This window comes from Porphyromonas sp. COT-108 OH1349 (assembly GCF_000768755.1).
In the GTDB taxonomy this organism is placed as follows: Bacteria; Bacteroidota; Bacteroidia; order Bacteroidales; family Porphyromonadaceae; genus Porphyromonas_A; species Porphyromonas_A canoris.
The window spans coordinates 1-23,668 of sequence record NZ_JRAH01000012.1 but is presented as its reverse complement, the minus strand read 5'-3'; the positions used below and the strand labels follow the sequence as shown (position 1 = coordinate 23,668).

General features: G+C 45.0%; 15 protein-coding genes, 1 tRNA gene and 1 rRNA gene. 9 read left to right on the top strand and 8 right to left on the bottom strand.

Annotated features, from left to right (window positions below; genetic code table 11):
- Positions 1-28 precede the first annotated feature (28 nt).
- A complete protein-coding gene (gene rsmH / locus JT26_RS01755; protein WP_036845336.1) occupies positions 29-985 on the bottom strand; it encodes a 16S rRNA (cytosine(1402)-N(4))-methyltransferase RsmH in 957 nt (318 codons plus the stop codon).
- 305 nt (positions 986-1,290) lie between these two features.
- Between rsmH and JT26_RS01750 the strand changes: the two genes are divergently transcribed.
- From JT26_RS01750 to cobM, 8 genes are all read left to right on the top strand, one after another.
- Positions 1,291-2,967 carry a hypothetical protein gene (locus JT26_RS01750; protein ID WP_036845333.1) on the top strand — a complete coding sequence of 559 codons (1,677 nt, stop codon included), beginning with the start codon at positions 1,291-1,293 and terminating at the stop codon, positions 2,965-2,967.
- 412 nt (positions 2,968-3,379) lie between these two features.
- Positions 3,380-3,799: a hypothetical protein gene (locus JT26_RS01745; RefSeq protein ID WP_081966355.1), complete on the top strand. Its 420-nt coding sequence runs from the start codon at positions 3,380-3,382 to the stop codon at positions 3,797-3,799.
- Positions 3,800-3,833: 34 nt separating this feature from the next.
- Positions 3,834-4,376 (top strand): histidine phosphatase family protein, encoded by a 543-nt coding sequence (locus JT26_RS01740; RefSeq protein WP_036845330.1) that lies wholly within the window; start codon positions 3,834-3,836, stop codon positions 4,374-4,376.
- A gap of 183 nt (positions 4,377-4,559) precedes the next feature.
- Positions 4,560-6,434, top strand: a complete 1,875-nt coding sequence (locus tag JT26_RS10775; RefSeq protein WP_036789281.1) for a hypothetical protein — start codon at positions 4,560-4,562, stop codon at positions 6,432-6,434.
- A 4-nt stretch (positions 6,435-6,438) separates the two neighbouring features.
- Positions 6,439-7,353, top strand: a complete 915-nt coding sequence (locus tag JT26_RS01730; RefSeq protein ID WP_036845326.1) for a sirohydrochlorin cobaltochelatase — start codon at positions 6,439-6,441, stop codon at positions 7,351-7,353.
- A gap of 44 nt (positions 7,354-7,397) precedes the next feature.
- A complete protein-coding gene (gene cobJ / locus JT26_RS01725; RefSeq protein ID WP_036845323.1) occupies positions 7,398-8,807 on the top strand; it encodes a precorrin-3B C(17)-methyltransferase in 1,410 nt (469 codons plus the stop codon).
- Between the two features lie 11 nt (positions 8,808-8,818).
- A complete protein-coding gene (locus tag JT26_RS01720) occupies positions 8,819-10,006 on the top strand; it encodes a bifunctional cobalt-precorrin-7 (C(5))-methyltransferase/cobalt-precorrin-6B (C(15))-methyltransferase (protein WP_036845320.1) in 1,188 nt (395 codons plus the stop codon).
- An 8-nt stretch (positions 10,007-10,014) separates the two neighbouring features.
- Positions 10,015-11,793 carry a precorrin-4 C(11)-methyltransferase gene (cobM, locus tag JT26_RS01715; protein WP_036789289.1) on the top strand — a complete coding sequence of 593 codons (1,779 nt, stop codon included), beginning with the start codon at positions 10,015-10,017 and terminating at the stop codon, positions 11,791-11,793.
- A gap of 670 nt (positions 11,794-12,463) precedes the next feature.
- Here the strand turns inward: cobM and JT26_RS01705 are convergent.
- From JT26_RS01705 to hpf, 4 genes are all read right to left on the bottom strand, one after another.
- Entirely contained in the window at positions 12,464-13,372 is a 909-nt protein-coding gene (locus JT26_RS01705) for a discoidin domain-containing protein (RefSeq protein ID WP_081966354.1), read from the bottom strand.
- Positions 13,373-13,405: 33 nt separating this feature from the next.
- On the bottom strand, positions 13,406-15,292 hold the full coding sequence (locus JT26_RS01700; protein ID WP_036845314.1) for a RagB/SusD family nutrient uptake outer membrane protein: 1,887 nt from the start codon (positions 15,290-15,292) through the stop codon (positions 13,406-13,408).
- A 56-nt stretch (positions 15,293-15,348) separates the two neighbouring features.
- Positions 15,349-18,525 (bottom strand): TonB-dependent receptor, encoded by a 3,177-nt coding sequence (locus JT26_RS01695; protein ID WP_052110286.1) that lies wholly within the window; start codon positions 18,523-18,525, stop codon positions 15,349-15,351.
- 1,120 nt (positions 18,526-19,645) lie between these two features.
- Positions 19,646-20,857, bottom strand: coding sequence for a ribosome hibernation-promoting factor, HPF/YfiA family (gene hpf, locus JT26_RS01690; protein ID WP_036845448.1), 1,212 nt, complete (start codon positions 20,855-20,857; stop codon positions 19,646-19,648).
- 398 nt (positions 20,858-21,255) lie between these two features.
- On the opposite strand from hpf, the gene JT26_RS01685 reads away from it, so the two are divergent.
- Positions 21,256-22,080, top strand: a complete 825-nt coding sequence (locus tag JT26_RS01685; protein ID WP_036845312.1) for a hypothetical protein — start codon at positions 21,256-21,258, stop codon at positions 22,078-22,080.
- Positions 22,081-22,353: 273 nt separating this feature from the next.
- Here JT26_RS01685 and JT26_RS01680 read toward each other — a convergent pair whose 3' ends face one another.
- From JT26_RS01680 to JT26_RS01665, 3 genes are all read right to left on the bottom strand, one after another.
- Positions 22,354-22,734, bottom strand: a complete 381-nt coding sequence (locus JT26_RS01680) for a hypothetical protein (protein ID WP_036789297.1) — start codon at positions 22,732-22,734, stop codon at positions 22,354-22,356.
- Positions 22,735-23,368: 634 nt separating this feature from the next.
- Positions 23,369-23,442: transfer RNA gene (locus JT26_RS01670), tRNA-Ala, on the bottom strand.
- A gap of 164 nt (positions 23,443-23,606) precedes the next feature.
- A 16S ribosomal RNA gene (locus JT26_RS01665) occupies positions 23,607-23,668 on the bottom strand; the annotation flags it as partial.

Sequence of the window (23,668 nt, the reverse complement as noted above, 5' to 3'; positions counted from 1 at the left end):
TTTCAGTTATAAAATCTTGAAACCGTCTCTACTCCTCTATGTTCGGCATACCTACACGCAGTTTTGCACTGCGAGAACGAGGATTCCTGTCTATTTCCTCAGCAGAAGGCAACACGGCTTTCTTGAACAAGGGGCGCATTGGAGAGAGTACATTTCCATACATATCCACCTCTCTTGTCCCCTCCATGTTGCCATAGCGGAAAAAGTTCTTCACCGGTCTGTCCTCCAAAGAGTGATAGGTAATGATTGCTATCCGTCCATCATCTGCGAGAAGCTCTCTTGAATACCTCAACAGATCTTTCAGAGCTCCCATCTCATCATTCAACTCTATCCGAAGAGCCTGAAAAAGCTTTGCCAGACTCTTCTTATCGTTCTCCCGGAAAAGAGATGGAGAGAGTATGCCTATAAGGTCATTCACTGTTCGTAAAGGCAAACCTTTCTCAATCGCTTGCTTTATAGTCTTGGCTATACGATACGGCTGATTCAGCTCTCCATAGTTTCTAAAGATCAAAGCCAACTCCTCTTCCGTCGCAGAGAGTAGAAGATCCGCAGCGGTCTGTTTCTGTTGAGCATTCATCCGCATATCCAATGGAGCATCGAAGCGGAAGCTGAAACCCCTGTCGGGATCATCGAAATGATGAGAAGAGACACCCAGATCCGCCAATATGCCATCCACTTTCTCCACTCCGATATAAGCGAGATAGTGGCGAAGATACCGGAAATTCCCATGCACGAAAAGCATTCGCTCTTCTCCCTCCGGGATATTCCGAATGGCATCTGCATCCTGATCCACAGCAATAAGCCTGCCTTTGGAGGAGAGTCGCTCCACGATGGCTTTGCTGTGTCCTCCTCCTCCGAATGTACAATCGACATAGATACCATCCGGTTTTATGTTCAACGCATCCAGTGTTTCATCCAGAAGCACCGGTACATGATAGCTTTCCGCTACCTTGATATTTGGAGTGGAGTTTGGTGTTTTACGCATTTCTTCGACGCAAAATATTGGGAGTAAAGCTGAAATCAAAGGTACAGATTATAGTTCAAATAAAAAACAGGTTTTTAGAAAGAAATCCACAAGAAAAGCTCATCACTTTTCATCGATCGTTCGAGTGTGATACAAAACCCGGAGGTTTCTTTATTTTTCCCACTTATTTTCATAACTTTGAGACAGACACAGATAATACCTTTCTGTAAAAAGCACGATCAAAACCTTTTTATTCGCTTTTCGGAGCAGTGTAGTACTCCGAGCGATTTATATTATTTATTCATTCATCAATAAAACAAACCATTATGGCTAATGAAAAACTCAACCTTAAAGCAGTGAAAAACTCCAAAGAGTTTAAGATTGACTACAGTAACATCAAACAACTACAAGAAATAGAGTTTGACGATACGATCAAGGTCAAACGCCAAACATTCGGCAACTACAAAAGACGCAGAGAAAAGTTAGACAAACCTCTTGTTAAGCGAGTTCCTCGTCCTTCTTTCGGGCCGGGTTTGAAGCTCTTCACCAAGTATTCTACACACGTTTATACCAAAGGAAGGATGATCGTTGTCGTCAACTACAACTTATATCCCGACATTAAATCTTCCATAGACCAATACGTTCTTGATGTTGCAAACGACGGGTACTATGCAGATGTGTATAGATATAAAGGAGGAACGGCGGCAGATTTAAGAAAATTCATTATCCGAAACCGAAAGAGATTTATTGAAAATCCGCGAGAAAGCAAGGGAGAAAAGAAAAACGAAAAAGACAGAAAGAGAAAAGCAGCTCTCAGAGGTGTAGTATTCGTTGGGAATCTTCCCATTGCATGGTATGAGCATAAAGCTAGAGGTCACTCCTCGGTATTTCCTTGTGATCTTTTCTTCATGGATGCCAATGGAAGATGGAAAGACAAAGACAAAGATGGAGACTACAATATACACGCCGGAGATATAGATGCCGAGATATGGGTGGGTAGAATATGGACTCCCGACATGAACGGCAACAACGCCCGGCTTATAAATCAGTACTTTGCTCGCAATCACTACTTTAGAAAAGGACTCTTAGGACAATCCAATAAAGGTCTGACCATCGTGGATGACGACTGGGCAGGATTCGGAGATTGTGCTATGGATATGATGCTTCCAAGCAGTAACATCGACGTTTGCACGGACAAAAAAGAAACCAATGCCAACACCTACAAGGCAAAGATGGCTAAACATTTCGGTTGGGCTCAGGTTTGTGCTCACTCCAACCCTTATCTCCACCGTTTTTCTATCCCTAACGAACCATTCAAGGAGGAGGACAACTACATAAGAGTCAAATACATCAAAGACGAAAATCCTCCTCAAGCAAACTTCTACAACCTCTTTGCATGCAGCAGTGCCCTGTTTACTCAGCCGGATTATATGGCAGGATGGTACATTTTTGACAAGCCCGGCAACGGTATCAATCCGGGTATGGCTGCAATAGGTAGTACAAAGTCTGGGTCGATGCTCTTCTTTGAAAACTTCTATGGCCCGATGGGCAAAGGCATGACAATAGGAGAAGCCTTTGTAGAATGGTGGAAATGCTTGGGAGCTAAACATGAAGACTGGGAAATAGGCTGGTTCTACGGCTTGGTACTATTGGGAGACCCGACACTAAACTGGTGGAGCGGTGTTGTTCCAAAACAAATAAGCCCATTCCCCTACCAGATTTTCAGCCACTACCCAAGAGATACAAGGTTTGAATGGACTCCCGTTGCAGTAGAAGGTGTTCCTGTTGAATACCACGTGGAGACGGATCATTTCTGTTGCGGTTGGGCCTCCGACCAAGCAATTGAGAGCGGTAAAAGCCACAATTACACCTACAAAACATCTAAAACATACCTTGATCATCTGTTCGTTGGAGCTCAAAGAGGCCGTTGGCGTGTCAGAGCAAAAGTAGGAGATATACTCTGTCCGTGGAGTGAGTGGAGGTATTTCTGCTATACTATTTAATCCTTGCTACTATTTCACAATTCTGTATTTTGAGGCACCGCAGTAGTCGGTGCCTCTTTTATATCCGTTCACAAAACAGACTATACACTTACAAAAGATGATGTGATGCCTTATACAGTTGTAAATCAAGAGCCGGTTTGTAGAAGTTAAGACTTGATTTGCAGGATTCAAGGCTCGATTTGCAGGCATCAAGATTTGATTGCTCCAAATGAAGATTTGGTTTGAAAATCTTAACCCGTTCAACAAAGAAAATATCCCTGTTCAGAACAACTTTTGAACACGGAAAAGAGAAGAATGAAAAGACTTGCAGAAAAGAGCGGAGAGGAGTGTGCAATAATCTTAAAACTACTATTTTCAACTTCCGCATTTTAATATATCTTTGTGCCCGTAAAAGTATTAGAAAAAAGATACTATGGAAATTCGTATCAGTCGTATTCTAAGCGAATACTACGACTTTACCCGAAAGGAGTCAGAAGAGCTCATCCGTGCCGGTCGGGTGACTAAGAATAACGAAGTAGTGGGTATCGGCGACAAAGCCTGTGTGGATGATGATGTGCGTTTGGACCACTCGTCTGTTCCCCTAAAAGGCATATTCAGAAAAGTAAGTAGAGAAAAAGCTCGCTCCTCTCAAGATGTATTTGTCCGTTTTGGCAGGGACGAGCAGGACGATAGAGATGGCATACGCTTCTCTTCTCCGAAAAGCGCAGAACTAAGGAAAGGAAGAAAGATCAGCTCCGGCACTAAGGGGGCAAACAGAAAAGGCAAGAACACCGAAGCTCCGAAAGAGAGCTATCGTGAAGCTAAACGCCTTGGCGGAATGAAGAAAGGGTGATGCCCCGTCCCCCTGATGCAGAAACCCCGATAATATGACAATAGACTGGATAAGACACACCTCTTTAAGCATAGACCCCATACTCTGTTACGGACAAACGGATGTTCCCGTATCCAAAAACTTTGAACACGAAGCCGAGCAGGTCAAACAGAAGTTGGATGCTCTCGGACATAGGTATGATGCCTCTTTTACTTCCCCTCTGAGCAGGGCGACACTGCTTGCGGACTACTGTGGATATGGCGATGCCATAAGGGATGACCGGCTTATGGAGTTTAACTTCGGAAGTTGGGAGATGAGACCGTGGTATGATATTTCAGATCTTGCATTGGGTGATGAGAATCTCTGGTTTGCCACATGGCATAAGATGGAGATACCGGATGGAGAGACTCTCCAGAATATGATTTTGAGGGTAGAAGAGTTCATCTCTTCCTGCAAAGAGAAAGGCTACTCCCACATTATCTGTTTCTGCCATGGCGGTGTCATCAATACCGCCCAGTACATTACCGGACAGATCGGGTACGATGATATATTCAAGCTCACCCCGAAGCATGGTGAGATCATATCCATCTCTCACTAAGCGAAACATCCGGAGCAGATGCTTGCAAAACTTAATAGGAACGCTCTCGTCCATGGACTATCTATGGTCGGGAGCATTTTCATTTGCGCTCCCGATTGCGTAACTTTACGTTTTCAAACTTTGAAGGCATCTTCGACAGATGTCTTTCGGCTTACAAACCAATAAGATCTACAATACATCGTAATGGAAACATTGAAGCACGAGTGCGGTATCGCCCTCATCAGACTACGCAAACCCCTCTCCTTCTATCATGAGAAATATGGGACGTGGCGTTACGGACTGAACAAAATGTATCTTCTCATGGAGAAGCAGCACAACAGAGGGCAAGAAGGAGCCGGAATGGCTTGTGTTAAACTGAACACTCCTCCCGGTGAAGAGTACTTCTTCAGGCATAGAGCTCAAGGCAGTAGTGCCATCACAGAAGTGTTTGAGGATGTCAGAAAAGATATAGACTCCACTCCGGAAGAGCTTTTCGAGAGTATAGACAGCATCTCCAAGCATGTTCCCTTTGCAGGAGAGTGCTACATGGGACACCTTCGATACAGTACTACCGGCAAGAGAGGTATGGCTTTTGTCCATCCGATGATGAGGCGTAGCAACTGGAGAGCAAAGAGTCTGCTCTTGTGCGGAAACTTTAATCTCACCTCCACGGATAAGATTTTCGAGTCCATCACATCCGTAGGACAGCATCCGAGAAACATGTCCGACACTCACATCGTCATAGAACAGATGGGACACGCATTGGATAGAGAGATAGAGCGAGTGTACAGAATCGCCAAGGGTATGGGACTTGAAGGCATGGACATTACCGACCATATAGAAAGCCATATCAACCTTTGCAATCCGCTCTCAAAGTGTTCGCCACTATGGGAAGGCGGGTATGCCATGTGCGGTATGACAGGAAGCGGAGAATCTTTTGTTATGAGAGACCCTGCGGGGATACGCCCTGCTTTCTATTATGTAGATGACGAAATCGTTGTCGTTGCATCGGAAAGAGCCGTCATCCAAACCGTTATGAACCTTACTTTCGATAAGGTTAAGGAGCTTCCGAGAGGCAGTGCCATCACGATAGATAAAAGCGGTGAGCAGGTCAATATATTCGAGATCCTTCCACAAGCACCCAATGCGGCTTGTTCGTTTGAACGCATATACTTCTCCAGAGGTAGCGATAGAGACATCTATAAAGAGCGCAAGGCGTTAGGGGCTAATCTCGTTCCACAGGTGATGAAGAGCATAGATTACGACTTGGATCATGCCGTATTCTCCTTTATTCCGAATACTGCCGAAGTGGCTTATTTCGGGCTTGTGGAGGGTCTGAATAAAGTACTCAACGAACAAAAACTAAAGGCTATCCAAGAGCTCTCGAACCCTACATCCGAAGAGTTGGGCACTATCCTCAACAAGCGCATAAGGGCTGAGAAGGTGGCGGTAAAGGATATCAAGCTGAGAACATTCATCACTCAGGGCGAAAGCCGAAAGGAGTTGGCGGCACACGTATACGATATTACTTACGGCTCTTTGAACCGAAACGAGGATAAGCTGGTGGTTATCGACGACAGCATCGTTCGGGGAACAACGTTGAAGGAGAGTATCATCACCATTCTTCATCGTCTCGGTCCCACAAAAATCGTAATCGTATCATCCGCACCTCAAGTGCGTTATCCGGACTGCTATGGTATAGACATGAGCAGGCTGGAAGAGTTCGTCGCATTCCGTGCAGCTGTTGCGCTGCTCGAAGAGAGAGGCCAAACCGCAGTGTTGGATGAGATCTACTCGGACATCATCAAGGCAGAAGCGGAGAACAGACTCACGGAACAGAATTTTGTGAAGCGTCTTTATGCTCCGTTCTCCGTGGATGAGCTGAACACAAAGATGCTTGAACTCCTGATGCCGGAGGGTATAGATATTCCTGTCGAGCTGGTATTCCAATCCATGGAAGGGCTTCACGAAGCTGTTCCGAACCATCCGGGCGACTGGTATTTCTCAGGTAACTATCCGACCAAAGGCGGAAATGTTTTGGTAAACAGAGCGTACATCAATTTCTATAAGAACAGATAACACTATGACAGATAAAAATCAAGATAAAAAACTACTGACTCACTCGAAAGCCGGGAACAAGGTTTTTGAAGAGGATAACATCTTCGATCATGTAACGGATGGAGATAAAGTGGCTATTCTTATGGCGCACTTCGGAACCACTCATGAGGATACCAGAGAGAAGACCATAGATATAATAAATGATATGGTTACGGCTCACTATCCGATGATAGATATGTACGAGGCGTACACATCGCGTATCATCGTGAAGCGTCTCAAGGATAGAGGAGTGGAGAAGATGTTACCGTCGGAAGCTCTAAGGCTTCTGGCAGATCAGGGATACACTCATGTCATAGTGCAGCCTACGACAATCATCTGGGGAGTAGAGATGGAAAGCCTCTGCATAGACGTCGAGGAGATCCGAGACAGGTTCAAAGAGGTTCGTCTATGCTCGCCACTTCTTTCGTATGAAGAGGATTATGATGCACTCATAGAAGCTATGACGGCTGAGACAGAAGAGGATGAAGTTTATCTTTGGGTCGGTCACGGCACTTACGATGTATCTACCGCACAGTATGCGATGCTCGATTACAAGCTTAAAGATCTCGGTTATCCCAATCACATTATAGGCTGTATCGAGGGCTATCCTTACTTTGAGCAGGCTCTCTCACAGCTACGCAGGTTGGATACCAAACGTGTACACCTTCAACCGCTTATGCTGGTAGCCGGCGAGCATGCCAAGAACGATATTGCGGAAGACTGGAAAGAGATGTTGGAAGAAGAGGGATACGAAGTGGTTCTTCACCTTTGCGGGCTTGGAGAGCTGCCTGCTGTTCAGGAGCGTTTTCTTGAACTTCTTACGTTCTATTCCCGACACCGAAAGATCGGGATCATGCAAAAGAAGAGCCTTTATATCTCCACAGGAAAGAAGATGAAGTAGAAAGATTTTCAGTTTGATACCTTAAGAACAGTAGAGCTTAGCGAATGAAGAAAGGAAAAATAGTGGTCGCCGGAATAGGTCCGGGCGGTAAAGAAGATATATCACCGGCTGTATTGGATGCCGTAAAGACGGCAGATGTAGTCGTGGGATACAAATATTATTTTCAGTTTATAGAGTCTGTTCTCTCTCCCGGCACGGTCTGTATAGATACAGGCATGAAGAAAGAGCAGTTGAGAGCCGAACAGGCATTCGATCTTGCCGAAGAAGGCAAGACGGTGGTGGTGATCAGCTCCGGCGATTCCGGTATTTACGGCATGGCGCCACTGGTATATGAGATGAAAGATGAACGCGATAGCGACATCGAGGTAGAGGTATTACCCGGTATAAGTGCCTTTCAAAAAGCGGCTGCTTTGCTGGGTGCTCCCATCGGACATGACTTTTGCGTGATCTCTCTATCCGATCTCATGACTCCCTGGGCTACCATTGAGAAGAGAATAGAAGCCGCAGCAATGGCAGACTTTATCACTGCCGTCTATAACCCCAAGAGTAATGGCAGGTATTGGCAACTGTACCGACTGAAAGAGCTGTTCCTTAAACACCGCGATCCTCAAACGCCTGTGGGATACGTCCGTCAGGCAGGAAGAGAAGATCAGAATATCACTCTTACCACATTGGAAGCGTTTGATCCGGAAGAGATAGATATGTTCACTCTTGTTCTGTTAGGCAATTCCCAGACTTATAAATCTGCCGACGGTAAGATGATAACCCCTCGCGGCTATTATCGCAACAGAGGTATGCAGGCGGATAAGATCGGACAGGATATTATGATCCGCAGTTTTCAGACCATCGAAAGCGAGTTGGCAAACAAAAATATCCCGTTGGATCACAAGTGGGCTCTGCTCCACTCCATCCACACAACCGCAGACTTTGACATGGAGAAAGTACTCTACACAGATGAAAAAGCCGTAGAGCAGCTTCATGAAGCCTTTATCTCCAAGAAAGTAAGTACCATCATCACGGATGTTACCATGGTTGTCTCCGGCATCAGAAAGGGAGCATTGGAGCGTTTGGGCATAGAAGCCAAATGCTATTTGCACGATCCGAGAGTAGCACAGATGGCTACGGAGAAAGGCATTACCCGTACTCAAGCCGGCATCCGATTGGCGGTAGAAGAGCACCCTGATGCGCTCTACGCTTTCGGCAATGCCCCTACCGCACTTATCGAACTATGCGATCTGATCCGAAAAGGAAAGGCTTCACCTATTGGGGTGATAGGTGCTCCGGTCGGGTTTGTGAATGTTTGCGAGTCGAAACACATGCTCAAGTCTTTCCCCTCCATCCCTAAAATCATAGTGGAAGGACGCAAAGGCGGCAGCAATCTGGCGGCTACACTTGTAAACTCCATCCTGACACTCGACGATGCCGAACAGCTTCGCCCCGGACGAGACGTGTAATAAACGAAAAAATGAAGTTCACTATCATTGGCATAGATGACAATAGAGAGCAGCATCTCTCCCCTCATCTTCGGGAGCGTATAGCCCGAAACAGTGTCTTTTCGGGCGGATTGCGTCATAAAGAGATCATGGATCCCTACCTGCCCGAAGGGTATAGTTGGATTCCGATAGTAGTTCCTCTCTCTCAAGTTTTCGAGGCATATCGCCGGCACGAAGAGGTTGTGATATTTGCCTCAGGCGATCCGCTCTTCTTCGGATTTGCCAATACCGTTCTGCGAGAAATGCCCGAAGCGGAGATTGACCTCTATCCCTACTTCAACTCTTTGCAGCTACACGCTCATCGCCTCCTGCTCCCCTATCAGGATATGAAGATTGTCTCTCTCACGGGACGCCCTTGGCACAAGTTCGATGAAGCTCTCATTCTCGGATATGACCTTATAGGCATACTCACGGATAACAAAGAACATACCCCTCAAACCATAGCTAAACGGATGTTGGAGTATGGGTATGACAACTACAAGATGTCCGTAGGCGAACTGCTGGGCAATACCGAAGCAGAGCGTGTTACCACTCACGGTTTGGAAGAGATCGCTTCGCAGTCGTTTGCATTTCCCAATAACATCATCCTCCACAAGCAATACACTCGTCCCCGACCGCTTGGTCTTCATGAAGGGAACTTTCATCTGCTCAACGGTAGAGCCAAGATGATCACAAAAATGCCTATCCGACTTCTCTCCCTGAGTGCATTGGAGCTTCGGGAAAGGAGTGTCTTTTGGGATGTCGGATTCTGTACCGGCTCTGTCTCCATCGAGGCAAAGCTGCAGTTTCCACACCTTCAGGTTTATGCTTTTGAACAGCGAGAAGAGGGGCGGATGCTCATCCATGAAAATGCAAAAAAGTTCGGAACACCCGGCATCAATGCGTTTATCGGAGACTTCACAGAGACCGAGACGGATGCTTTACCTGCTCCGGATGCTGCTTTTATCGGCGGACACGGAGGCAAGATGAACGAAATCGTGGAGAAATTATCCGCGAAAATGGCTTCGGGCAGCATATTGGTCTTCAACGCCGTATCTCCCGAAAGCAGACAGATGTTCCTTGATGCGTGCGGGGCACACGGCTTCGGAGAGATGCAGAGTACCCGAATCACGATAGACGACTTCAATCCGATAGAAGTCATGAGGGCTGTTAAACAATAAGACGACAGATGAAATCCATTGCAATCATACTGGTTTCCGAGCGTAGCCGACACCTTGCCGAAACCATTCTAAAGGAGTATCCCGACGCGGAGATACATCCGCTCACCCATGTCGGCGAGTTATTTTCCAAATCCGATGCCTTAGTCTTCATCGGGGCTATGGGTATCTGTATCAGGACTATCGCACCATATATCAGAGACAAATACACAGACCCTGCCATTGTCAATATAGACAGCACGGGGCAGTTCGTTGTATCTGTTCTCTCCGGGCATGTCGGAGGAGCAAACGAACTCTCCACAGCTTTGGCACGAGTGCTTGGAGCACAAGAGGTGATCACCACTCAAAGCGATGGTCTCGGCTTATGGGCATTGGACACGATAGGTAAAAAGTACGGTTGGAAGACAGAAACCTCCGAAGCCAACCTGAATGCACCCATCACGCTATTTGTTAATGACAAGCGGGTAGCCCTTCTACTCGACATCAAAGATAGCGGAACGGCATACATGGAGCGCACCAAACCGCCGCACGTAGATCTCTTCTACAACATTGCGGATATAGAGTGGAAAGAGTACGAGCTGTTCATAGCCGTCACGCCGAAGATATACAGAGAGGTGCCTGTCCCTGCCATCTACTATCGTCCGAGTGTATTGCACCTCGGCATGGGATGCCGTCGCCAATGCTCCTCTACCGGAGTAGCCGGCTATCTGGAAGAAGCCCTTACAGGTTTTGGCTACTCTCCCCTCTCCATTGCATCACTATCGTCCATAGAGCTAAAGAAAGATGAGCCGATGCTGCACGAGCTTGCCACGCATTTTGGTGCGCCTCTCCATATCTTTTCGGACAGAGAGTTGGACGGTGTGGAAGTACCCAACCCCTCCAAGAAAGTAGAAGAGGTAACATCCGTACCGAGTGTATCGGAAGCCTCATCCATTATGGCTGCAAAGGGAGGAGCTTTACTGTTGGAGAAGCAGAAAGGGGCACTTTCCGCCGGGAATGAGTTCACATTCGCATTGGCGCAGGATAGAGCATCTGTTCGCGCCGGTCATATAGAAATTGTAGGTGCCGGTCCGGGAGATCCGGAGCTTGTATCGGTCAAAGGGAAAAGATTTCTGCAACAGGCGGATCTTATTCTTTATGCCGGCAGTCTCGTACCCATAGAGCTGACCCACTATGCCAAAGCGGGAGCCACAGTGCGTAGCTCCGCATCAATGAGTCTTGAAGAGCAGTTTGAGATCATGAAAGAGTTTTACGACAAAGGGCTTTTGGTGGTTCGTCTGCATACGGGTGACCCTTGCATCTATGGCGCCATCCAAGAGCAGATGGCACTCTTCGATGCCCACGATATGTCGTATCACATCACACCGGGAATCTCATCATTCCAAGCGGCGGCAGCGGCTCTTCGATCGCAGTTTACCATTCCGGAAAAGGTGCAGACCATTATCCTCACTCGTGGAGAAGGGCGTACCATGATGCCGGAAAAAGAGAAGCTCCATCTGCTGGCACGTTCTCAGAGCACCATGTGCATCTTCCTCAGTGCCGGCATCGTGAGGGATGTTCAGGCTCAACTCTTGGAGCACTATCCGCCAACCACTCCGGTGGCTGCCTGCTACAAACTTACGTGGAAAGATGAGCGCATTTACCGGGGAGAGCTGAAAGACTTGGCAAAAATCGTGGAAGAGAACAACCTCACCCTAACCACCATGATTGTGGTGGGAGAAGCCATAGACAACCGGCACGGATTATCGAGACTTTATGCAGATGAGTTCAAACATCTGTTCAGGACATAAGCGATAAAAGAGTAGATAAAGACACTTCCTCCCGGCAGGGAAGTATAAACTCTACTCTACAAAACCGACAGGAAACCGAGATAAAAGCTCCTTGATCTTTTCAAGGAGCTTTTATCTTTTGGAAAGAACACTTTGCCAAAAGAGATTTTGCAGAGTAGTTCAGAGACAAGAGATGAAGAGTGAAAAAGGACGGAAGTGTACTCACGTCTGAGAGCAAGCTCGAATCTCGAAAGCAACACCGTAAATGAGATGCCGTGCAAAAGTCTCGATGAAGCTGCAATGCTTTATTGAAGATGAGCTGAAAGCATTCAAATGTTTCTCTTATCCCGTTAAATGGTTCCATTAAGCAGGAACAGATCTGCAAATCAAGGCACGATTCCCGGAAGTCAAGGTTTGAAAAGCAGCAACCAAGTACCGATTTATAAAAACCAAGCTTTGAACGTGAAGAGTGAATCTGTTTGGGAGAAGTTTTTAACAGGGTAACAGAAAGTTTTGAACGGCTTAAAGAGAGCTTTGGAAAGGGATCCTTGGGGCAAAAAACTTTGCCAAAAGAGATTTCCACCCAAGCATCCGAGAGCGACAAGAGTGCATAAAAAGAGGAGAGTCCCCGACAAGTCGGGAACTCTCCTCCATTCATATATAGCTTTAGATAGTAATCTCTCGCGGAGTATTACTTATTACCGTAGCTGTCGATAATCTTCTTCGCTTCCGCTTCTGCGTCATAGATCTGATAGATAACCTTGTAAAGCTTAAACTCCGCCATATTGAAGAACGTAGGAGCTGCGCCACTGTTGGTTCTCATTACAGTAAGACGAAGATGCTTAATAGCAGGATCTGCATCTATTGGCTGAGAATCGTAAACAGAAGAAGCACCGGTAGGAAGACCGCTGTTGATGCGAGTAAGCTCTCTCCAATCCTCTCCGTTCTCACTACCGGATACGATAATGTCTTGAGGTTTTCCGTTTCCATTATTACGGTTCTTATACCAGAACTTAAACGCTTTCTGCTCTTGAGGAATAGCTATCTGAAGATAGTGTGCATCGGTAGTCTGAGGAGCACTCCATCTGGAGTGGAAATATGTGCCATCGTTTCCATCAATAAGATTGGCAATAGGTCCTTCCGAAGGCTCTTGAGCATTGGTAGAAAGCATTGCAACAGTCAATGGAATAGCTTCCGTAGAGAATGAACTTACAGGAGCAACGGGAGCAGATGTAGCCTTGAGTGTCTGGCTTGCACCTTCTTTACCCGAACTGCTCACCACAGTTACCGTAAACGTATATTCTCCTGCTACCTTGAAAGTCTTGGGTATAACACAAGAAGTGGAGTAGTTGCTGGTAAGACGGGTAGTGTTCTTATTGGTATAAGGGTCGAAGTAGCTTACTCTGACATAGAGCAAGTCCTTGCCTGCTTCTTCCACTTTATCCCAGTGAAGCACTATCTGTCCCGGAGTTGTCTCATATCTTAAATTGGAGATGCTGATAGGCTCTACCGTAGGCATATCTTGCTTGTCCTTACATGAAGCAAAAGCAAAAGCCAGTAGAGGCATAAGGGCGAGCATCATTACTTTTATTCTTTTCATTGTATTGTCTTTATCTATTTAATGGTCAGAATCTTAGTAACCCACGTTTTGAACCAAGTTACGGTTCTTATTGATTTCACCTTGAGGGATTGGCATGAGATAGTTGCGAGGAGAAACGAATGAACGTTGTACGTCCACAGTCATCACCTGACACATATCTTCCAACGTTGCAGCCTTCTCGTTAAGACCCTTTGGCTGTTGAGAGAAGTAGGTCTCTGCAAGCAACCAGCGGCGCATATCCCAGAAGTTTTGTCCTTGAAGGTACATCTCCACCATACGTTCTTGGCGTACAATCTCACGCAGACCTTCTTGAGAGTTGGCTTTGCCCGGCTCTTTTGCTCTTGCCCAAGCTTCATCTACAGTAGGGATACCGGCACGTGTGCGGATCTTATCCAAGTAGGTCTTTGCGGTAGTAAGGTCTCCTGTCTCCACAGAAGCCTCTGCCATAAGGAGGTAAAGATCTGCAAGAGAGATGAACGGATAGATAAACTGAGGGTTGTTACCCGGACGCTTGGCAGGAGAAACCAGTTTCTTGTTCAAGAAGAGTGTAGGACAGTAGTTGTTATTACGCAGATTGTTAACAGGACCTCTACCTCCGGGCTCTCCGGCAAGCATCTTCATCACAACCTTCTTACTATTCTGTCCTCTGCGAAGATTACGTGCATAGTTTCCTTTTTCGTCCTTGTTGTCTATCTCGTAGTAGCCATTTTGGAAAGCCACCCAAGCATAAAGACGAGGCTCACGCTTGAAAAGGAAGTTAGGAATGCGGCCTTCGGCATTGGCATAACCCGAAGGAACGTCCATAAGATTCCACCAATCAGACTCTGCAAAGAACTCAGGATCTTGGTCGATAGGCAGACCATTTTCTGTGTAGAAGCGCTTCATCATGTTGAGCGTAACACCTACACCCGAATATGCATTGTCTGATCCGTGGTATGGTGCAGATTTAGCTGCGATGTCATACCAGCCTTGTTGTCTGGTATCACCCCAGATAATCTCTTTGGTATTATCTCTATCAAGAATCGCAAAACGCAAAGAGCGTTGGACAGGATCTTGTGGTTCAGGCAAGCTGGATAGTGCTCCCTCTTTTGCCACATAGAGTTCAAAGCCGTCTGCTTCCGCAAGAGAGATGGCCTCTTTAAGTGCTTGTACAGCTCTTGTCCACTTGCTTGCATCAAATGTCAAAGGCATAAGCTGCGTACCATCAGGGCTCTTAAGATCGGCATAGAACTTAGAGTTACCATTGAACAGAGGAGAAGCCACCATCACATAAAGCTTAGCCTTGAGGGCTTTAGCCGCTGTGCTCGTAACCAAACCATATTCGCTACCCGTACGTTCCTTAGGAAGTTTTGCAGCCGCAGCATCAAACTTGTCTGCAACAAACTTAACACACTCATCCAACGGACGGCGAGGCAAGAAGTCTTTAGCGTCTGTGTTAAGATCTTCTACCTTAGTCACGATAATGGTAGGACCGTAGTTTTGGATAAGCAGATAGTGATAAAAACCGATAAGGAACTCGGCCTGTGCCTTGTAATCCTCTATTTTGTCTTTCTCCATACCGGGTACCTTGTCTATATTGTCCAATAGCATGTAGCAGTAACGAATACCGGTAAAGAGGCTGTTCCAATAGGAGATAACAGGATCGCTGGCAGTATAAGTTCCTTTCGGGAATCTTGCAAAAAGCTCGTGTTCAAAAGATGTAACCACTTCATCTCCGGTAAGGAAGTCCAGCCCACTTACTGTAGCAGAAAGTCTTGGAAGAGATCCGTAGCAAGAATAAAGGAATTTTTCTGCAGCCTTTGCATTCTTGAAAGAGTCTTCTACGGTAGCTGTCTCATCCGGAACCACGTCCAAATAGTTACATGCTCCCATTGCTCCCATAAGAAGCAGAGCCAATAGTATGTTATATATCTTTTTCATGTCTAATTCTCTAAATCGTATTTGTGATCATATATATATGTACACCTCTCTGCCAATTACTTAAATGACACTTGAAGACCCACGTTTATAGTAGTCTGAGTAGGATACTTTAGACCATTACCACCACCCATTTCAGGGTCCCAATGCTTAAACTTAGAGAAGGTATAAACGTTCTGAGCAGAGACATAAAGTCTTGCATTCTTGTAAGTATAACCGAGCTCTATGTTTTTTAACTTCAAGAATGAAGCGTCACGCAACCAATAAGTGGAAACAGCAGTATTGACAGCTTTATCTTGTTTAGTAAGTTCAGGATAAGCGGCATGTATATTTTGGTTAGAAGCACTCCAGTGATCATCAGCAATAAACTGCAATACGTTACGGTTAGACTGTGTACCGAACGGGTGGAAACCGGATAGCATCATAGAGGTATTAGCAACACCTTGGAAGAAGATACCGAAATCCACATTCTTGTATTTCATATTAGAGCCGAGACCATAAATGATTTCAGGGATTGTAGGATAACCGATAGGCATACGGTCATTAGAGTCGATACGGCCATTGTAGTTGCCATCTCTATCCGGAAGATCCTTATACTTGATGTCTCCTGCCTTGGCTCCATTGGCAAATGAAGACTGATCCGGGCTGTTTGCAACCTCAGCATCGTCAATGAACAGACGCTCTGCAACATATCCTGTCCAGACATTCAAGCTACGACCAACCTGTGAAAGAAGAGGGTATTCCAAGAAGAACGGTTCGTCCCACTTCTCTACACGGTTGCGAGCAAAGGTAAATGTACCACGAACATTGTACCAGAAGTCTTTGCTTACATTCTTATTGAAGTCAAGCGCAGCATCTATACCACGGTTGCTAATCTCGGCAAGGTTACCATAGATCTTGGTTGCCGCTGTACCCATATAGCTTGGAACAGCTCCACGTTGCTGGAATACGTTGGTACGATACTCATGGAAGAGGTCTACATTAAGGCGAAGACCTTTAAGGATTTGAAGGTCGATACCGACGTTTGCTTTCTTTCCGACTTCCCAAGTAATATCAGGATTACCGAAGCGTCTGATATCAGGGCCGGTCAAACCATACTGTTGATCCAAACCGGTAGTATAAGAAGGGCCTCCACCTTGCAGGTTCACATCGGGAAGGTATACGAAACGGTCTCCACCGATAGCCTCATTACCCACAAGACCATAAGAACCACGAAGCTTGAAAAGAGGGATATACTCCTTGATCGGTTCCCAGAACTTCTCTTCGGAAACATTGTAACCAAGAGCCACAGAAGGGAAGAAACCGAAGCGCTTACCCTTTGCAAAGTTTTCGGTACCATTGAAACCGAAGTTGGCTTCAAAGACATATCTGTTGTCGTAGCTGTATGTGAAACGACCTGCAAGACCTTGTTTGCGACGTGGCAAGTTGTGCAAGATGTTGTCGTTAGAGAGGTTATTGGCTGTCTCTTCCTGGTTATAGTTGAACATAGCCCCCATGTCGTGTCCGCCGAAATTGCGATTCCATAGCAACATAGCGTGCGCATAGAAACGGCGGTCTCCGTTGTTTCCACCGGCAGACTTCAAGTTTGTGTTCACTTCATCAGCCAAACGGTTGAGTGTAAAGTCGTACTCTCCGGTTGTTGGATTCAACTGATATCCTGTCAACTCGAAATAGTTGTTATCACGGAAACGGCTTGTGCTTGTGGAAGCCCAGTTCTTAAACGAAGCCAAGGCAGTAAACTTAAGACCCGGAGTGATCATCTTGAGATCTTGTGTAAACTCAAGATTAGCGATTACCGTAGAGTTGAAGTTGTCTGTATAACCCGCAACAGCTGTGGCGTAAGGGTTAGGAATCATTGAAGGACCGATCTTTCTTGCTCCCCATTTGGTATAAAGCGTTTCGCCATCCTCAGGATAAGCTATCGGGAAATCTACCGGGTTGGAGTTGATTACCTGTCCAAAGATGTCGTTGATCGCTGTTCTCGGACCTCTGCTCTGTCCTATCTGAGCATTCAAACGGAGTGCAAGAGAAGAAGTCTCCGTAAAGTTCACTCGGATATTGTTTTGGAATGCGTAACGATAAACATTGAGAGAATTGTCGAAAGAGCTATGCTCCAAACTTCTATTCTTCAACATACCTGTCTGATGGTCGGCTGTAACGGACATGAAATAGTCGAGCTTCTTACCACCACCACGTATATTGAAGTTTGCCTTTTGGTTGAAAGCAGCTGTCTTGAACAGCTCATCGTACCACATTACATTAGGGAAAACGTAAGGATTAACCCCTGCGCGAGTGTTCTCGATCTTCTCACGTGTGTACTTAACGTCACCGGTAGGAAGGTTGTCCAATGCTTCGTTGAACAGCTCCATAAAGCGAGGGCCATCCACAAACTTAGGCAGACGGGTCGGAGTATTTACATATCCCTCCACACGTACATTGATAATCGGTTTCGGAAGATCTGTACCTGTCTTGGTGGTAACGATAACCACACCGTTTGCACCACGAGAACCGTAAAGCGCAGTAGCCGTAGCATCTTTAAGGATAGAGAACCCTTCGATAACTTCAGGGTCGAGAGCGTTAAGGTCTCCCGCTGACACCGCCACACCATCAAGGATGATAAGTGGAGAGCTGGCGTTTACGGAAGAGATACCACGAATCCAGAAGTCGGCACCATCGGCACCCGGAGCTCCTGTTCTTTGAACAGAAACCACCCCGGCAAGACGTCCTGCAAAAGATGCAGAAAGGTTGGAAGCCGGCACTTTAAGCTCTGCCGGACGGACAGTCTGCACAGAACCTACAAGAGAAGCTTTCTTCTGACCTGTGGCAAACGCTGTTACGACAACATCCTCTGCTGTAAGGACGTCTTCTTGAAGCACAACATTTACATTCTGTACGCCTCTAACGCTCAAACGCTCGTTGCGATAACCGACAGAAGTAAAGATCAGATGTTGGTTTTCAGCCACTCCGCTGATCGTAAACTCCCCTTTGGCATTGGTAATAGCTCCCTTTGAAGGCATCTCCGCAACGCGCACACGCACGCCGCCGAGCGGTGCTCCCTTAGAGTCCACTACCTTACCTTTGATCGTTTTTCCTTGATTGGCTTGCGCCTCCGTTGTTACGGCAGCATCTCCATTAGGAGCAGCGTATGCAACAGGAGCAATGCTCAAACCACCCAAGCATATAGCCCCTGCAAGAGCAATCCTGCACGGCCATAGTGATAGAAATTGTTTCTTCATATCTCTAAAAAGTGATTTTTGGTAAACTGTTATAATTGTGTTAAACATACTTCCAATTCACCTCCTTTTTGGTTTGTTAATAAAACCTCAACAAAAAGGAGCGGTCATTAGCTAAATCCTTTGTGGAACATAGACTTATTCTGTAAAGAACATACCCATATTCGTGTCAAAAGTAGTTATTATTATTAAGACCAACAACTTTAATAAGACTCCATTACACTTTCAAACAATCTTCACACACCTTTATGTCGCATATATCCTACACTTATACTATATGTTAACGATAGATGTTAACCATGTTAATAAAATTAACACCTCTATTTTCATCTGTTTTCGACAAGAAAAAGAAAGATATTCATCCCTTAAAAGCAGGCATTTCCTCAACGACAAAAAGGTGTAAACTTAGACAAAACAGACTCTTCTCAGCCCCTGTTTCCAAAACACCAATCCACCCAACCAGCATCTCCAAACGGTATAAGAGGTAAAAGACCCATCTCCACGATAAGAAATGTTAATGCAACTTTCCCGATCGACATCCTTAAACATCAAACAATATTTTCGTTACTGCGAATAAAAGAGGCGGTTTTTGAGAAAATTAAGAGTTATCACAATCATCCTTTTAATGACGCCCAAATGGGATCAAAATATAAAATCAATCTCGGATAAGAGACAGATTTCTATTCTAAACGTATTCATAAAAGTTGTTATACGTGAATAAAAACAGCTCTGAACGCTTAAAATGTTTCCGATCAAGCTTTGATTCTCAAAAACCACGGCTCGGTTTCCCAAAAGCAAGGCTTGAATGGCAGACAGCAAGTGGCAATTTTCACCAACCAAGCCCTGAACGGATACTCTTATAAGATTCAGAGAAAGATGTAAACAGGACTAACGTCTTTTTTCAATCGGTTCATCAAAGATTGATAAACAGTCTGTTTCTTCAAGCCCCGCACATAACAAAAGCCCACACTTACCTCAACGGTGAATGTGGGCTCATACATTAAAAATCTTGTACTTTTAGCTGTTTTGCACCAGCCAATCAGTCTATCAAACTGAGAGATACACACTTCAAAGACAAGGCATCGCGCCTCTCGTTTCTAAGCGGTACCATGAAAAGAGTCTATTATCGTCTATGCGTTTGTTTATATTTATCTATCTGTTTTTCTATTGCTTCCAGTGCCTCTGTCAAAGCCTGCTCGAAAGAGTCTGCGCTCTTTACAGCCACCAATTCGCTGTTCGGAACAGCGACAAGCACCTTCGCCTCTTTGTTACTATTCGTTTCCGGTTTTATGAGAGAAAACAAAACATCTACCCTGATGATGTCTCCTAAAAAGCGTTCAAGCTTTGAGACCTTCTTTTCTGCGAACGCTTCTAACTGAGTGCTAAGCTCAAAATGGTTAGCTTGGATGTTAATGTTCATACGCTTTACTGTTTTTGCTCTGGGATGAGCGTGATACATTTTTTGCAACTCCGTAAAAGAAGTATGCGTATAAATAGTTGTGGTTGAAAGATCGGCATGCCCCAATAGCTCTTTTATACTGAGCAACTCGGATCCGTTATTAAGCATGGACGTCGCAAACGAGTGCCTCAAAACGTGAGGACTACGCTTTGTAAGTCCGGCAACAGCCCCAAGTGCACCCCTCACCATAGTATAAAGCTGTGTGGGAGATATACTCCCTCCATTCTCTGTACATAAGAGATACGGATGCGAAGGTGCTATGTCCTCCCTTCTACACAAATATAACTCTATTTTTTTTAGCAAACAAGAACCAAAAGGTACAATTCTCTCTTTATCCCGTTTACCTAAAACTTTGATCTCCATCTTCGACAAATGGATGTCTTCGACCTTAATGCCACAGAGCTCGGATCTGCGAAATCCGGTCTGATAAAGCATATCCACAACAAAAGCGGTATTCAAATCTTTGTGTTGATGAGAGGAAGCATAAACATCATACAGATCCGAAATGAGGTGTACCAGCCCTTCGCTCCTGACATAAGCAGGCAGCTTCCGCTCCTCTTTGGGCATGGAAAGTCCGAGACAAGGATTCCGCCCGATCTTTCCCTGCACCCGAAGATAGGAGTACCAGCTTCTGACGGCACTGATCTTCCGCTTGATGGTCGTGGCTTTGAGATTGGAGGTGGAGAGCTTCAGCATCCATTTGCGCACCTCTTTGGAAGAAATCTCGGCATAACGCTCTTCTCCCCCCTCGCCAAACAACTCTGCAAGAAAAGCCAACCAGTCCGCAAGATCTCTCTCATACGCGAGAATGGTGTGAACGGAAGCATTGCGCTCATACCTCAAATAGTCTATGTAGGACTGAAACAACTCTCCCATCTTAATCTGTCTGAGATAAATTTCTTTGAAACAACCGGCTCTGCTGCCGAACAAACAAGGATAGCCCGGAAGTAGAACAGACCCTCCTGTACGAGGATTAAATATAGCAAGAGTTTGGAAAGAGGACAAAAAAATAACCGACAGCAAGGGAATTGTTGCTATCGGTTATGATAATAAGATGAGTGTATGTGTGCAGCAAAAATTAAGACAGACAAAGCTCCGGATCAATACTTCCAGGGTGGTTTTTTTGAAAATTAACCTAATATACGTACATTTACAATCCTTAAAGCCAAATAATAAGACGGGAAAATGTGTTATTTACGGCAATCGCCCTTGTAGAAAGAGTTATTACATCGGACGAGAGCCTATATCTCATCCACTGTTTAATTTGATTCGTTATGTTATACTTTTTCATTGCAGTAGTTGCCATCATCTTTTTTGTAGCAATAGTGAAGGTTGCATCCGGCAACTCGACATCTCCACAACCAACGGCATCCGCCCTCACAGAAGAGCAACAGCGGTGGATACAAAAAGTAAAGTCGATCTTTGAAGAAAATAGAACCGTATCATTTTTAGATATTTTTGTGGAATGCGGAATGCCTAAAGAGATAGCTCACTCCAAGAATGCAGAAGCAGTAAAGCAGGCTTTCCCTTTCGACAAGGAGGAGACCAGACACAACGGCTACGATATTTTCACCTCCTATCAATGGGCTGTTGCCCGACGCTACGACCTGCAACACGACAAGCTGGACCCTATCGACGCTTCGCAACATGGGCTTAACCTGCGAAAAGGGGAAGTAGCATATCACGTGATATATGGCGTGGAGCTTCATGAAGAAAAGACTACTCATTATAATATAGCTTATTCGGGAGTGCGGTGGGAAAGTGGTTTGCTGCATGCCGGAAGCATCTCTTTTATCGGGAATGAGATTACCAGCTTCTCTCTTATGGATATTGGGAGGTTGTTCATCTCTAATGAACGTATATTGTTCATCGGAATGCGAAATAATGTAACAGCATCAATACCGATCGAGAGCGTGCTCTACTACAATCTTTATCAAGATGGCGTTCTCATCCATATACCGAACAGGAAACCGTTGTTACTAAAATTTGATACCGGATATAAGCCCGAAATACTCCACGTAGAAGATGGATTGAATGAATTTGTCTGTGTGATTGATCGTATCATTTCAGGTACTGAAAATCAAAAACTGTCGGAATGATTATACCTCAATAGAGGGATTCAATGGCAAAACACTTCAGGACAAAAGTGTTGGATGAAACAATGATACTAAAAAAAGCCGAAGCGTAATTGCTTCGGCTTTTTGGGTATCAAATCATAACTATTCGGACTCTGTAAGGAAATAGAATATCTTCATATCTATCCTCTTCTCTGAAATATCTCCCGGAGGTTGCTAATCTGTAAAATAGTTCTCAGAAAAGCTAAGGCTGTAGAGAGCAGCAATGTTTTGAATTGAACAACAGATTAAAGACCCTTAATCCATTATCATTTCTTTATTTACACCAATACAGATATTGTTTTCGTCAAATAGCAGTATAATAATATAAGGCATTTCTGCCCAAGTACATAGAGTCCCTTTTCTCCCGGTATCCGCAACAGTACAAGCTTGTATTATTCTGGGGGCACCAACCTTTTCTTTGATTTCATCTAATGTTTTGCCAGCAAGATTACCCATTGCAACAAAATCCTCTTGCAACATATACCCTTTTGCCGTGGTGAGACCGGCGATAAAATATCCTACAAGCAGCCCGAAACCTAATCCACACATTACTCCAACCGTTGAAAAATCGGAAAGAAAACCTCCAATACCAAAGCCAATTAAAGCAAATGAGGTTGCCATTGAATGCTTATTCATAACTCTCCTGTCATTTATTATTTCAAAAGTCTTTTACATACTCTTCCGCCTTTTTGTGGCAATTCTGTAACATGATTCTACACTCCATTCTGTTACATGCACTTGCTTAATACTTCCGAATGGTATATTGGTTGCCTCCTTGCACACAACTGCCCGTAGTCATGATGCCCACAAAAGCGATTGATGTAAATAATGATTTTCTCATTGTCTTGTTGCTTATGGTTAACAACCCTCAAATATATAAATTTCACAAAACAATGAAACCCCTCTTTTCTCTTTTCAAAGCAAATGTTCTTAACCGACGGTACAAATTTTCCGAAAAATTGAATTTCGGTTATAGTAAAAAAGAAGCATAAGGACCTTAGAAAAAGTGTTGAATGAAATAATGATACTAAAAAAGCCGAAGCATAATTGCACAATTGCTTCGGCTTTTGGGGTATCAAATCAGAACTATTCGACCTCTGTAAGAAAACAGAATATTATCATATCTATCCTCTTCTCCGAAATACTCCTCAACATTCGTTTTGGAGCTTTTTACCTGATGTTATGTTCAAAGATTAAACACATCGAGAGCTTGAAAAGAGGGAAAAAAATAACCAACAGCAAAAGACTTATTGCTATTGATTATAAAAAGTGGAGGATATCGGACTCGAACCGATCACCTCGACACTGCCAGCGTCGCGCTCTAGCCAGATGAGCTAATCCCCCAGCGTGTATATGAAAGAGATATTGAAACAAAAACCAACTAAGTAGAAGGGAGTAGAAGATGCCTGCTCCTTACTAATCATTTATCTGTGTGCTTACCGGCGTCATACCCAAGTAATAGCTGTCTGTCCTTTATATAAACAACAGACACGAATACTTCGCTCCAGAAAGGAGGTGTTCCAGCCGCACCTTCCGGTACGGCTACCTTGTTACGACTTAGCCCCAGTTA